Origin of the sequence: Vibrio sp. A2-1 (assembly GCF_021728355.1) — a bacterium.
Lineage (GTDB): Bacteria > Pseudomonadota > Gammaproteobacteria > Enterobacterales > Vibrionaceae > Vibrio > Vibrio splendidus_K.
Window position 1 is genome coordinate 393,266 of record NZ_JAKKCO010000001.1, and the last position, 11,887, is coordinate 405,152.

Genomic DNA, 11,887 nt, shown 5'->3' on the forward strand with positions numbered 1-11,887 from the left:
TCTAAGCTTATTAAAAAGTCAGTAAGATCTACGAGCCATAGAGGAGAGAACATGAGTTTTAAATCGCGTTTAGTATTGTTCACAAGTTTGTGGTTTCTGTTGGTGAGTGTGGTCATCGCCTACACTTATCATTGGCAAAAAGAGACCATAGAACAAAGAACCAAGCAGAGCTTACATAAAGATCTGGCAGTTCATATGCGTGATGATAATCCTCTCATGATTGGTACCGACTACAACCCCAAAGCACTCAAATCTATATTCCATACATTGATGTTGATAGGACCTGATTTCGACATCTATTTTCTTGATAGTCAGGGCAATATCACTACACATGCGGCGCCTGAAGGTACCCAATTATCGAGCCAAATCGATTTAGCGCCTATCCAACAGTTTTTAAATGAAGGGGCTTATCCTATCTTAGGAGAGGACCCGATTAACCCCGAGTCACCTAAAGTCTTTTCTGTTGCGGCGATTGAAGAGCTTGGTTCTACTGTCGGCTATTTGTATGTGGTTATTGGAAGTAATCGCCATACTGTGATTACTAATTCCCAGGTTGATACGCCATATATCGCGCTAGCAGGGCTTGTGCTGGTTTCTATCTTGGGCTTTGCAATTGGTGCGTATCTGTTAGTGAAACGCAGCTTGTTGAACCCAATAGAGGCGGTAACCAATAAATTGCAGCAACAAGCTGAACAAGACTTTAGGTTAGAACCTAATTTCACACACCAAGTACCAGAATTAGTGCCCATAGCACGTTCTTATCAATTGATGGCGAAACACATTCAACAACAATTCTTGCAACTTGAATATCAATCCTCGCATCGTAGACAAAGCTTATTACAGCTCAGTCATGATTTGAAAACGCCGCTTTCCAGTGTGCTTGGTTATTTAGAAACGTGGAAGATTCAAAATCCGAAGTCAGACCCGTTGATTGACGTTGCTTACCGTAATGGTAACAAGCTATCTCAACAGCTGCATTCTCTGTTAGACAGCGCCAAACTTGATAACCCTGTGCCAACCTATCAGTATGCTTCGATTGATATCAATGTGTTGATGGGAGAGTGCTTAGAGACGATACAAAGCCAATACTTGCAGAAAAATGTTCAGATCAATATCGAAATACCAGATGGGATTAAGGCTGTAGGTGACAGTGATCTGCTTGAGAGATTGATCTTGAATCTGTTAGATAATGCATTGAGGCATAGTCCAAGTGGAACGGTGGTATCGATGAATGTTGGTCTAGAAGCTGATTCAAAACGGGTGAAAGTGGTTATACACAATGAGATCGAGTTGGAAGCACCCAATGGATCGCTGGGTATTGGGACTAAAATCGCCCAGTCGATACTGATGTTGCATCACAGCGTGTTAGAAACAACAAAGGCAGAGAACTCATTTCAGCAAAGTTTCTACTTGCCTTCGGTATAGCCCTGTCTGCCTTCGGTTCGGAAATATTCGAGTCTATCCGTTTTCTTTGTCGTCATTCACTTTGGCATAGAAGTGAAGCAACTCTGTTAGCTCTTTTACCCAACCAAACGCTTCTGTCGGTGCTTTCAACAAAATCTTCTCGACTTTATCACAGTGAGTTTCAAGGCTGATCGCTTGCTCAAGGTTGAACGACATTGCATAGAAGTGCCAAAGCAATAGTCGAGTCATGCGCTCGATGTTTTGTTGCGAGTTATCCGACTCACTAAACGCAAGATTCACTTCACTCAGCGCGATTGCAGTCATTCTAAGCATCGCATCAAACTTCGCTGATTGCATACGCTCTTCATTGGTCACTTCTTCCTGTTCGAACGTAAACAGTTCCGTCATTGCATCTTCAGGGACAAGGCGATGAATCATTCTTAAACTAAATTCTTCTAGTTCTTCACGAGGCATGTTGTTTAAGCAAGTTAAAGTGTAATCGCGTTGCATGGTGTTCTCTTGGATCTGCAAAAAGGTCGGACAGTTTAATGGAGAAGCGAGCTCAGAAAAAGGAGATTTTAGATAAGCCTACGTTTGTAGGCTTATCTGTGTACTACAAGCCCTAAAATTGATGTTTAGGGGAACTGTATTTAGGTTGGAACGCAGTATCAGGCTTTACTATGGCTTGGCGGTTGATACTGCATAGACTGGTCGTTTCTCATGAAAATGTTGCTCGCGACCAAGCTGCCGATACAAATTGAACCAAGTGCTAACCAAGTCATCGTATCCGGAATCTCGTTAAACAGAGGGATCGCCAACAACGTTGCAACGGCAGGTGTTGCACTGCCAAAGGCGGCTGAACGCTCTGCCCCTAACGTGTTTACAGCATATAAATAAGTGAAAGCCGCGATTAAACCTGCACCAACGCCTTGTACCGCTGAATGTATGGCAAGTTCTGTGACTGGCCATTGAGCAATTGGTGTGCTCATTAAATGGCTAGGGAGGGTTCCTGTAAGGATAAGGATCAGCAATAGCAAAGTGGAACAGAATGAAATGAAACCCGCACTCACAAGCGCATTAAGATTGGCAACACGTGCTGAGATGGTAAAAGTTGCCCACATTAAGCTGCCACACAAAAACAACAAGTGACCTTTGGTGTATTCAAAGTTGAAGCTGCTTAAGCTATTTCCTAGAAACAACAATATCCCGAGTAAAACAAGACCTAAACCAACGACACGGTGTCGGCTAAGCGGTTGTTTAAAAAGGAGTACCGCGATGCCTGTTACGAACAGAGGAAGCGTTCCCGGAACCAAAGCACTGCCATGTGATACCGGAACAAACTGCATGGCTATCCCAGCAACGAGTAAATAAGGCAACCCACACCCCACAAACATACCGGCCAAGTATCGATTCGGGACAGCAGCGATCGTGCTGCGTGCTTTCCACATCAAAGGTAATAGCACTAATGCAGGGATGAGGAATCGAGTCAGTGCGATGTCTGCAGGTGTTAAGTCTGAATTTGCGCCGCCTTTAAGAGAAAGGAAAAAGCTCGCCCAGATGAGCAGAGTGACAATAATAGATAGGTAGCCAAGCTTCATAATAAACAAGGAAAGTGGATGATGACTCATTATGGGGTACTTGGTGTGCCACAGGTTGGCAAATTTTGTTCTAACTTGAGTCATGGTTGATGATTTCTGCTAATATTTTCCTAATTGTTAATGAATTTAACCAATGATCGGTATTTACTATGGATAGGATTGATAGACATCTTCTTGAGTTGCTTCAGAAAGACGGTAGGCTAACCACGGCTGAGCTAGCTGATGAGGTTGGCTTGTCGGCTTCACCGTGCGCAAGGCGCATCAAAAGACTGGAAGAGAAAGGAATCATTGACGGTTATCGCGTGAGCCTGTCGCGAGAACAGGTCGGCATCGCAATGAGTGTGTTTGTTGAGGTGAGCTTAAACAACCACCAAGAAGTGTCGATTGATAAATTTGAAAGTGCAATTGTCGAGATGGAAGAGGTCATCAGCTGCCACGTTGTATCCGGAGCTTATGACTACCTTTTAGAAGTTGTCAGCCCAAATCTTATGGCTTATGAAGCATTTACAAGAAAGCTACAGCGTCTCTCTAACGTAAAAGATATACATACTCACCTTGCGATTAGGCAGGTGAAAGGCAATGCGCCACTTCCGGTTTACACTGACTGAACAGTAGTAGGGGATACGTCTTTGGGTGAAATGAGCTGAAAACGAAATGACTTTCGTTGTTAAACTAGGGTGCCGCTGCTCTTAAAGACTGTCGTCAAATACCAGATGCGCAGCAATAAAAAACGGAGCGCCTCGAGAAAGGCACTCCGCATATGATAGGTGCAAAACTTAGTGATACTTAAAGTTAGAGATTGAACAATCCCCAGTTTGAGCGTTAATTCTGAATGAGAAAGCATGTGAATGATAATCCACACCGTCATTCCAAATCGTCTCTCCAAATATCTTACATAGCTCTAGCTCACTTACTGAACCGAACTCTTCCATGTGTTTAGCTACAGATAAAAGTTTACCTCTTATCTCCGCAGTCCATTCCGTGTTACTCAAGCAGTTGAAAGCCATAGTTTTTTGCATATTACCTAGCCAAAATGTTTCTTGTTATTAAGTTATATGAATAATCATGATAACAATTTCTTGGCGTTTGTAAATCTATTTTGTGATGAATATCTCATATGCTCGCTTGCATTGGTCGGAAATTGAACTTTATTGTTGATAGTTCGCACATTAGTTTTACAACTTATTGATAAAGCTTTGATTAACGACTTATCTGACTATTTTGGCTTGAGGGAAGCATATTTATCGGAAAAATCCAGTCGAGAAAGCGATGAAACCTAGAAATGTTTTCAGTTTGGGTCATCGTTTGTCGGTTGGTTTGTGTGGCGTGCTTCGTCAATCATCGTGGCTTCTTTGCGGTATTTTGAAGACAGCTGACGGAACTTTTCACTGAGTGTATGGAGATCTTTGGAGAGCGATTGCGAGCTTGTTACGTGCAACTGTGCGCTTTCAGTTTGGCGCGGTAGCTTTGCTTTAGCACAGTGTTGAGCCACGGCTTGCCATGAGTGAATGAGAGATTGAGCTCCATCTAATTCGGTAGAGACTACGTATGCCTGCTTTAACAAAATCTCAGAGACATCATAAGCGGTATTCATATGACTATTGAGCTGCACATTAAACCTTTCTTCATATTTTGCCCAAAGCTCAATGACCTGTGTTTCGTTGAAGTGTTTAGATAGCAGAGTTTGTGATTCATAGGTTGAGAGAACTTGGTTGAATTCTTTAGTGTATTGGTTGTACCGCCCTTCAAATGAGAGTTGGCGGTCCAACAGTACTTGCCAGTTTTCACGGTCACAATGGTTTGCTAGCGCGACATTAGCACTCAAAGGTACACTCACAATGATAACCTTCACCCAAAAACTCATGACTTTCCTCTACTTACTGCGTTCTCTATTGAGAGTATAGATGAGCAGCAGCATGAGTTGATGTACACTTAAAAGATACCTAAGACGGAAGAGCTGGTGGATTTGATGAAAAAAGCGCTGATCGCTTTACTTGTGTTGTTAATATTGGGCGGAGGAGGAGCAGCGTACTACTTCTTTGTTATGAAGAAAGACTCACCACCAGCAGACAAAACCGAAGAGTCCGTTGAAGAAGTTGCTCAGCCTGAAGCTGATTTAAAACCGATCATGGAACTTAAACCTGAGCCAGAACAGACAGAGTTTTACGTTCTGGATAGAAAGCTTGAAGTGGTAGAACAACCAGAAGTTGATGGCTTGATAACAGATTACCTCTACAAAGGCGAAAAAGTCGAAGTACTCGAAAAACAGGGTGAATGGGTACGTATCTCAGACTATATCGTTCTAAAAGAAGGCGGACCACAGACAGCCGAATGGGTTTCGATGTCTGGCCTATCTAATGATGAAGTGATTATTTCCGAGAAAGAAAGCATAGAGATATTGGATTCATATTTGGTTAAATCCGACGATCTTAAGATCCATAAAGAGAAGTTCCGCAATACGGTTGCTGAGCTGATCTCTGATGGCGAATGTGACCCAAGTGACTTCGAAGAATTGGGTGGTTGGGTGAAATCGGTAAAGTACAGTGACCGAGATGTCTATTTTATTTATTGCGGCGGACTATCGCTTGAAAATAAAATTTATTTAGATGTAAATACAAATGAAATATTTACGAAGTAGAATCCTGCGCTCTATTTATTAATAACATTTACTTAAGCCCACTCATAGATTGAGTGGGCTTTTTTTGTCTATTCATAATGTTCAGCTTTCCAATCCAGAACGTTAATTATATTGAGGTTTATATAGAATGATAAGGAACCATTTATTAATGGCTAATTAGAGTTTTGTTATTATTCTCATGATCAATCATTTCAAATCCCCACATTGCATTCTTCTTGAAACAAGCTGAGAGATATAGGTTTGTCTCGTATTAACAAAGACTTATCTGCTTGGTGATAAAAGTGAAATCAAATAAACCTTATTAAAATCAAATCATTGTGTAGCTTTACATCCATGTAACATTTCATTGATTTTGGGACGAAAGTCTAGTTTTTAATCATGATACGAAAATATTTTATATTTGTAATAATAATTTTTGATTTTGATCTGTAGGGTTTAATTAAAGAAAAACGTAAAGTTTAATTATCGACTAAGACATTATCTTATTAACATCATTGTTATTTAATCGCTTGTAAGGGATGGAACCATTAATGAAAAAGCTTGCTCTAATTACAGGATCAAAAGGCGGTATCGGCTCAGCAATTTCTTCTAAATTAGTCGCGGATGGCTATCGTGTTATCGCGACCTATTTTACTGGGAATTATCAGTGCGCACTGGATTGGTTTAATGAAAAGCAATTTACTGAAGATCAAGTGCGATTGTTTGAATTAGATGTCACCAACACCGCTGAATGTGCACAGAGCTTAAGCAAGTTGTTAGAAGAAGAAGGCACGGTGGATGTTTTGGTCAACAACGCAGGTATTACTCGTGACAGCGTCTTCAAAAAGATGGATGCCGAAGCTTGGAAAGATGTGATTGAGACTAACCTCAACAGCCTTTTCAATGTGACACAGCCTCTGTTTGCACCTATGTGCGAAAAGGGCAATTGCCGAGTCATCAACATTTCTTCAGTGAACGGTCTTAAAGGTCAGTTCGGACAGACCAATTATTCCGCAGCAAAGGCTGGAATGATTGGTTTTTCAAAAGCACTGGCTGCTGAAGGTGCAAGAAGTGGAGTGACAGTAAACGTGGTTGCCCCTGGCTACACAGGCACACCTATGGTTGAGCAAATGAAGCCTGAAGTCCTTGATTCAATTAAAAACCAAATTCCAATGAAACGTTTAGCGACGCCTATAGAAATTGCAGACGCAGTGGGCTTTTTAGCAAGTGAATCTGGCGCGTACATTACAGGCGAAACATTGTCTGTGAATGGCGGCTTGTACATGCACTAATTGGCGAAACTGAAGGGAATAGAATCATGGAAAAAGTATTTATTGTTGCGGCTAAACGTACTCCTATTGGTGCATTCACCGGGTCGCTAAAAAACGTATCTGCGGGTGAGTTGGCTGGCGTTGCGATCAAAGGTGCGTTGGAGTCCGTAGATCTTTCGTTGGATGCGATTGATGAAGTGATCGTTGGTAATGTGATTTCGGCAGGTCAAGGTATGGGGGTTGCTCGTCAGGCTTCCATCTATGCAGGGTTACCTGAGGAAACACCTGCATACGGTGTGAACATGATTTGCGGCAGCGGCATGAAATCGGTGATGGACGCAGCGTCGCACATCAAAGCACAAGATGCTGAAGTCGTTATTGCGGCGGGTGTTGAGGTGATGTCTCAGATTCCTTTTATTGTGCCACCGAGTATTCGCAACGGACACAAGATGGGTGACATCTCGATGAAAGACTTGTTGGTGGGTGATGGGTTAACCGATGCGTTCAATCACTACCACATGGGCATGACGGCTGAAAACATTGCTAACGCTTTGAATATTTCGCGTCTCGCACAAGATAACTACGCGTTAGAAAGCCAACAGAAAGCAGTAGCTGCAATCGAAGCGGGTAAGTTCAACGAGCAAATCGTGCCTGTAGAAGTTAAGCAACGCAGACAAACCGTCACTTTTGATACCGATGAGTATCCGAAGTCAGACGCGACATTCGAAGCTCTACAAAAGCTTCGTCCAGCCTTCGACCGAGAAGGAACGGTCACCGCTGGTAATGCTTCGGGCATCAATGATGGCGCAAGTGCCATTATCTTAGCGTCTGAATCTGCGGTCTTGAAATACGGCCTGACTCCACTGGTAGAGCTGAGCAGCTACGCACAATCGGGTTTAGACCCAAAGATCATGGGATTGGGCCCAGTAGAAGCAGTATCTAAAGCGCTAGATAAAGCGGATTTAACTTTAGAAGAAGTTGAGCTATTTGAGCTGAATGAAGCCTTCGCTGCACAGGCGTTAGGCGTAATGTACCAGTTGTCTGAACAACATGATCTGCCGCTTGAAGCGTTCAAATCTAAAGTTAATGTCAACGGTGGCGCTATTGCACTTGGTCATCCTTTAGGGGCATCAGGTAACCGAATTATTGTTTCACTCATCCACGAGATGATCGAGCAACATACCAATTATGGTGTTGCTTCACTCTGTGTGGGCGGGGGAATGGGAACCGCTGTTTTGCTGAAAGGTATCGAGGGTTAGAACTCGATGTGCCGTAGGCGAGCCAAATTGGTTTTTTAAGCTATTTATTTTTTAACTATTTCTTTATTAAGCTATTTCTTCACTAACTATGTATTCACCAGGAGTTACTTATGTACACGGATATTTTCAAAACAATCACAGACCAAACTGAAAAGCAGTTCGAACCGTACTTGAAATTCAATAAGTTGGTTGCAAAGAACGTTCAAACAATGACTGAACTTCAAATGAATGCGTTGCAGACTTATACCGATATGGGTCTTGCACAAATGAAAGCAGTCAGTGAAATTAAAGACGTAAATAGCCTCACCGCTTTTAACGGCCAGCAACTAACGGCACTCACTCAATTGTCTCAACAGATGATGACTGATAGCTCAAAAATGCAAGCTGCTGCAAAAGAGTTCAAAGAAGATGTTGAAACACTAACAACTGAAAACTTGAAAACAGTTACACCTGCATAAAATTAGTCGCCTTCAAGTTGGTACAGGTTGGCCTGTGCCGCTTGGTGGCGATTTTCCGATTATTGGAGTCATGTTATGTTTCAACACTTCTTTTCGGACTACCTTGTTAAGCTTCAACAAACGAACCAGCAATGGTGGGAAAATTTTGAACAAAACAAGGAAGCCGCGCAATCTCCCCTAAATAAAGCGATGCAAGAATTGAATTTTAATGATGCATCGAAAATTTTTGAGCAAGCCGCAAACCAACCAGCCGTTCTACTTCAACTGCAATCCCAATGGTGGGAACAGCAACTGCAAATCTGGCAAAACGCTGCACTGATGGGTAACACCGAGAGCGTTATCGCTGAAGATCGTGGTGACAAGCGTTTTATCGATGATGCATGGAAGAACGACCCTTTCTATAGCTTCATCAAGCAATCTTACTTGCTGTTTAGTAAAAGCTATATCGATACCATCAACTCGATTGAAGGCATTGACGAGAAAACCAAAGAGCGTGTAGCGTTCTTTTCACGTCAGGCTATCAATGCCATGTCCCCAAGTAATTTTATCGCGACTAACCCGGAGCTGATGAAGCTGACTCTTGAGAGAAATGGCGAGAACCTTCTTGATGGGTTAGAGCAGTTGCAAGCGGACGTGGAAGCGAGTGCCGACATCCTTAAGATCCGTATGACCAACAATAATGCATTCCGATTGGGTGTGGATGTTGCGAATACAGAAGGTGATGTCGTCTTCCAAAATGATTTGTTTGAATTGATTCAGTATCACCCGAAGACCCCACAAGTCAATGCGACACCATTGTTGATCGTTCCGCCGTTTATCAATAAGTACTACATTCTCGACCTTCGAGAAAAGAACTCGATGGTGCGCTGGCTGCTTGAACAAGGGCATAGCGTATTTATGATGTCTTGGCGCAATCCGGGTGTGGCACAGAAAGACCAAGAATTCGGAGACTACGTCACGGAAGGTGTCGTTAAGGCGGTCACCGCTATTGAAGACATCACCGGCAAAGAGCAAATCAATGCCGCAGGTTATTGTATTGGCGGTACGGTACTCGCATCTACAGTGGCTTACTATGCGGCTAAGCGTATGAAGAAGCGCATAAAAACGGCGACCTTCTTTACCACGTTATTAGATTTCTCGCAGCCAGGTGAGGTTGGGGCGTACATCAATGAGACGATAATCGACGCTATTGAGAAACAGAACGACGCTAAAGGTTATATGGATGGTCGCTCGTTGAGCGTGACGTTCAGTTTGCTTCGAGAGAACAGCTTATACTGGAACTATTACATCGATAACTACCTCAAAGGCAGTAGCCCGATGGAGTTTGATCTTCTGTACTGGAACAGTGATAGCACTAACGTGGCGGCTAAATGCCATAACTTCTTGCTGCGAGAGCTTTATCTTGAAAACAAACTGGTTCAAGACAAAGGCGTAAAAGTAGGCGGTGTTTGGATTGATTTGAATAAGATCAAAATTCCAAGCTACTTTATCTCAGCCAAAGAAGACCATATTGCTTTGTGGCAAGGGACTTACCGTGGTGCATTGAACACTGGTGGAAACAAAACTTTTGTTCTGGGTGAGTCGGGTCATATTGCCGGCATTGTTAACCATCCAGAGAAAAAGAAATACGGCTACTGGTTGAACGATAACCTAGACGATTCCGCTGACGAATGGCTAAATAACGCAAGTCACAACGAAGGCTCATGGTGGACACACTGGGATCAATGGTTACAAGGCTTTGAAGCTGACGAGAAAATCGAACCTTTCAATCAAGGTTCCGAGCTTCACCCTGTAATTGGTAAAGCACCGGGTAACTATGTAAAACAGGTACTGCCGATTGTTGATAAGGAAGATGTCGATAAAGAGAGCGTCGATCCAGAAGCTTCGGAAAATCAAGCTTAACGTTTTGCCTCTTACTTAACAGTAGAAATACCTCAACAGTAGAAGTAAGAAATGCCAGACAATAAAAAAGCCACTGAATTCAGTGGCTTTCTAGTATCAACTCATTTCAAAAATAACTGGTAAAAGTTGACGTAATTTCGATTTCTAATCGATTTCTTTGTCTTTAGTCATAGATAAAAGCCAAAGAGATACGGCTGCAACACCTGCAAAGCCACCAAGAATGATAACTGGCATAGCACTGTAACCTAGGATGTGCCAAATTACGCTTTCTAAAGTACTCATTCAATCGCTCCTTATTGCCAGCCTTCAACGCCGTGCATGTCTGGTAGTTTATGTGCGATACCTTTGTGGCAATCTACACACGTTTTTTCACCAGAAGCTAGCGCAGTTGAGTGTTGTTTCGCACTACGAGGGCTCTGCTCTGAGAAGTCCATGTAATCGAACTGGTGACAGTTACGACACTCAAGTGAGTCATTGCCTTTCATACGTTTCCACTCGCGTTCAGCAAGGTGAGCACGACGTGCTTTGAACTTCTCTTCAGTATCGATGGTTTTTGCAATGAAGTGCGCGTACAACTCTTTAGATGCCTGAACCTTACGAACAATTTTATCTGTCCACTCGTGAGGTACGTGACAATCTGAACAGATAGCACGAACGCCTGAGCGGTTAGAGTAGTGAATTGTTTCTTGGATTTCAGCAACAATAGGAGCGTGACAACCAGAACAGAACTCTTCTGTGTTGGTTGCTTGCATACCTGTGTTAAATGCACCCCAGAACAAAAGACCGCCTGCGAATCCCAAGAAAAGTACAACGCCTACCGCTGCTTTACTTGGTGTCGCGAGTCTTTTCCAAAACGCTTTAAGTAATTTTATCATATATAGCCTCTCTTACCGTCTGGCTACGATTAACGCAGTGAATCTACAGGTTTGAACTCGTTCTCAACTAGTGGTTTAGCATTAGCTTGAGGTACGTGACACTGTAGACAGAAATAACGACGAGGTGATACGTCTGCAAGTACCGCATCTTCACGGTTCATGTAGTGAGTTACACTCACTTTAGTCGCACCCATTTCTTTTGCGTTTTTCCAGCTGTGGCAAGAAAGACACTTGTTTGCGTTAAGAGAAACTTCATAGCTACGAATAGTATGAGGCACTAGAGGTGGTTGGTATACGTAGTCACTCTCGAGTACTTGGTCACGAGGGAACTTTTTGAAGTCATCTGCTGCACGAGTAGCTTCAAGTTCACTTGCACCACGTAGAGATTCTACGCCACCAATGCCGCCTGGGTTATCCAGCTCAGCTTGAGCTTGAACTGCACCAGCTAGCAAAAGACCAGCTGATAGTAGGGCAGTAATCAGTTTTTTCATGGTTAATTTCTC

At 42.9% G+C, this 11,887-nt stretch carries 14 protein-coding genes; 7 read left to right on the top strand and 7 right to left on the bottom strand.

Going from position 1 to position 11,887, the window contains the following annotated elements; all coding sequences use genetic code 11:
* Positions 1-51: 51 nt before the first annotated feature.
* Positions 52-1,425: a HAMP domain-containing sensor histidine kinase gene (locus L3V33_RS01675; RefSeq protein ID WP_237288826.1), complete on the top strand. Its 1,374-nt coding sequence runs from the start codon at positions 52-54 to the stop codon at positions 1,423-1,425.
* Positions 1,426-1,458: 33 nt separating this feature from the next.
* Here the strand turns inward: L3V33_RS01675 and L3V33_RS01680 are convergent, their stop codons facing one another.
* Together L3V33_RS01680 and L3V33_RS01685 are read right to left on the bottom strand one after the other, a co-directional pair.
* The gene (locus L3V33_RS01680; protein ID WP_054545573.1) at positions 1,459-1,914 is read right to left on the bottom strand and encodes a hypothetical protein; all 456 of its coding nucleotides are present in this window, start codon (positions 1,912-1,914) and stop codon (positions 1,459-1,461) included.
* Between the two features lie 158 nt (positions 1,915-2,072).
* Entirely contained in the window at positions 2,073-3,002 is a 930-nt protein-coding gene (locus L3V33_RS01685; protein ID WP_054545572.1) for a DMT family transporter, read from the bottom strand.
* Between the two features lie 149 nt (positions 3,003-3,151).
* On the opposite strand from L3V33_RS01685, the gene L3V33_RS01690 reads away from it, so the two are divergent.
* Entirely contained in the window at positions 3,152-3,610 is a 459-nt protein-coding gene (locus L3V33_RS01690) for an Lrp/AsnC family transcriptional regulator (protein WP_017078313.1), read from the top strand.
* A gap of 168 nt (positions 3,611-3,778) precedes the next feature.
* Here L3V33_RS01690 and L3V33_RS01695 read toward each other — a convergent pair whose 3' ends face one another.
* Together L3V33_RS01695 and L3V33_RS01700 are read right to left on the bottom strand one after the other, a co-directional pair.
* A complete protein-coding gene (locus tag L3V33_RS01695; RefSeq protein ID WP_017062621.1) occupies positions 3,779-4,021 on the bottom strand; it encodes a hypothetical protein in 243 nt (80 codons plus the stop codon).
* 269 nt (positions 4,022-4,290) lie between these two features.
* A complete protein-coding gene (locus L3V33_RS01700; RefSeq protein ID WP_237288827.1) occupies positions 4,291-4,866 on the bottom strand; it encodes a hypothetical protein in 576 nt (191 codons plus the stop codon).
* A 96-nt stretch (positions 4,867-4,962) separates the two neighbouring features.
* Between L3V33_RS01700 and L3V33_RS01705 the strand changes: the two genes are divergently transcribed.
* From L3V33_RS01705 to phaC, 5 genes are all read left to right on the top strand, one after another.
* Positions 4,963-5,640 carry an SH3 domain-containing protein gene (locus tag L3V33_RS01705; RefSeq protein ID WP_146457773.1) on the top strand — a complete coding sequence of 226 codons (678 nt, stop codon included), beginning with the start codon at positions 4,963-4,965 and terminating at the stop codon, positions 5,638-5,640.
* Positions 5,641-6,170: 530 nt separating this feature from the next.
* Positions 6,171-6,911 carry an SDR family oxidoreductase gene (locus L3V33_RS01710; protein ID WP_054545568.1) on the top strand — a complete coding sequence of 247 codons (741 nt, stop codon included), beginning with the start codon at positions 6,171-6,173 and terminating at the stop codon, positions 6,909-6,911.
* 26 nt (positions 6,912-6,937) lie between these two features.
* A complete protein-coding gene (locus tag L3V33_RS01715) occupies positions 6,938-8,149 on the top strand; it encodes an acetyl-CoA C-acetyltransferase (RefSeq protein ID WP_114635233.1) in 1,212 nt (403 codons plus the stop codon).
* 110 nt (positions 8,150-8,259) lie between these two features.
* Positions 8,260-8,607 carry a phasin family protein gene (locus tag L3V33_RS01720; protein WP_054545566.1) on the top strand — a complete coding sequence of 116 codons (348 nt, stop codon included), beginning with the start codon at positions 8,260-8,262 and terminating at the stop codon, positions 8,605-8,607.
* Between the two features lie 75 nt (positions 8,608-8,682).
* Complete coding sequence (gene phaC, locus L3V33_RS01725; RefSeq protein ID WP_237288828.1) at positions 8,683-10,509, top strand: class I poly(R)-hydroxyalkanoic acid synthase; 1,827 nt, start codon at positions 8,683-8,685, stop codon at positions 10,507-10,509.
* A gap of 144 nt (positions 10,510-10,653) precedes the next feature.
* On the opposite strand, the gene L3V33_RS01730 is transcribed toward phaC, so the two are convergent.
* Genes L3V33_RS01730 through L3V33_RS01740 form a run of 3 tightly spaced genes read right to left on the bottom strand, consistent with a single transcriptional unit; the run spans position 10,654 to position 11,875 of the window.
* Positions 10,654-10,791: a TIGR02808 family protein gene (locus L3V33_RS01730; RefSeq protein ID WP_004731329.1), complete on the bottom strand. Its 138-nt coding sequence runs from the start codon at positions 10,789-10,791 to the stop codon at positions 10,654-10,656.
* 11 nt (positions 10,792-10,802) lie between these two features.
* Positions 10,803-11,384, bottom strand: a complete 582-nt coding sequence (locus tag L3V33_RS01735) for a NapC/NirT family cytochrome c (RefSeq protein WP_017105877.1) — start codon at positions 11,382-11,384, stop codon at positions 10,803-10,805.
* 29 nt (positions 11,385-11,413) lie between these two features.
* A complete protein-coding gene (locus tag L3V33_RS01740; RefSeq protein ID WP_004731324.1) occupies positions 11,414-11,875 on the bottom strand; it encodes a nitrate reductase cytochrome c-type subunit in 462 nt (153 codons plus the stop codon).
* Positions 11,876-11,887 lie beyond the last annotated feature (12 nt).

What these genes read in the sequence shown, in the direction of transcription:
- L3V33_RS01685 (WP_054545572.1), bottom strand. Translation starts at nt 3,002, where the DNA reads ATGAAGCTTGGCTACCTATCTATTATTGTCACTCTGCTCATCTGGGCG.
- L3V33_RS01695 (WP_017062621.1), bottom strand. Translation starts at nt 4,021, where the DNA reads ATGCAAAAAACTATGGCTTTCAACTGCTTGAGTAACACGGAATGGACT.
- L3V33_RS01715 (WP_114635233.1), top strand. Translation starts at nt 6,938, where the DNA reads ATGGAAAAAGTATTTATTGTTGCGGCTAAACGTACTCCTATTGGTGCA.
- phaC (WP_237288828.1), top strand. Translation starts at nt 8,683, where the DNA reads ATGTTTCAACACTTCTTTTCGGACTACCTTGTTAAGCTTCAACAAACG.
- L3V33_RS01675 (WP_237288826.1), top strand. Translation starts at nt 52, where the DNA reads ATGAGTTTTAAATCGCGTTTAGTATTGTTCACAAGTTTGTGGTTTCTG.
- L3V33_RS01680 (WP_054545573.1), bottom strand. Translation starts at nt 1,914, where the DNA reads ATGCAACGCGATTACACTTTAACTTGCTTAAACAACATGCCTCGTGAA.
- L3V33_RS01710 (WP_054545568.1), top strand. Translation starts at nt 6,171, where the DNA reads ATGAAAAAGCTTGCTCTAATTACAGGATCAAAAGGCGGTATCGGCTCA.
- L3V33_RS01735 (WP_017105877.1), bottom strand. Translation starts at nt 11,384, where the DNA reads ATGATAAAATTACTTAAAGCGTTTTGGAAAAGACTCGCGACACCAAGT.
- L3V33_RS01690 (WP_017078313.1), top strand. Translation starts at nt 3,152, where the DNA reads ATGGATAGGATTGATAGACATCTTCTTGAGTTGCTTCAGAAAGACGGT.
- L3V33_RS01700 (WP_237288827.1), bottom strand. Translation starts at nt 4,866, where the DNA reads ATGAGTTTTTGGGTGAAGGTTATCATTGTGAGTGTACCTTTGAGTGCT.
- L3V33_RS01730 (WP_004731329.1), bottom strand. Translation starts at nt 10,791, where the DNA reads ATGAGTACTTTAGAAAGCGTAATTTGGCACATCCTAGGTTACAGTGCT.
- L3V33_RS01740 (WP_004731324.1), bottom strand. Translation starts at nt 11,875, where the DNA reads ATGAAAAAACTGATTACTGCCCTACTATCAGCTGGTCTTTTGCTAGCT.
- L3V33_RS01720 (WP_054545566.1), top strand. Translation starts at nt 8,260, where the DNA reads ATGTACACGGATATTTTCAAAACAATCACAGACCAAACTGAAAAGCAG.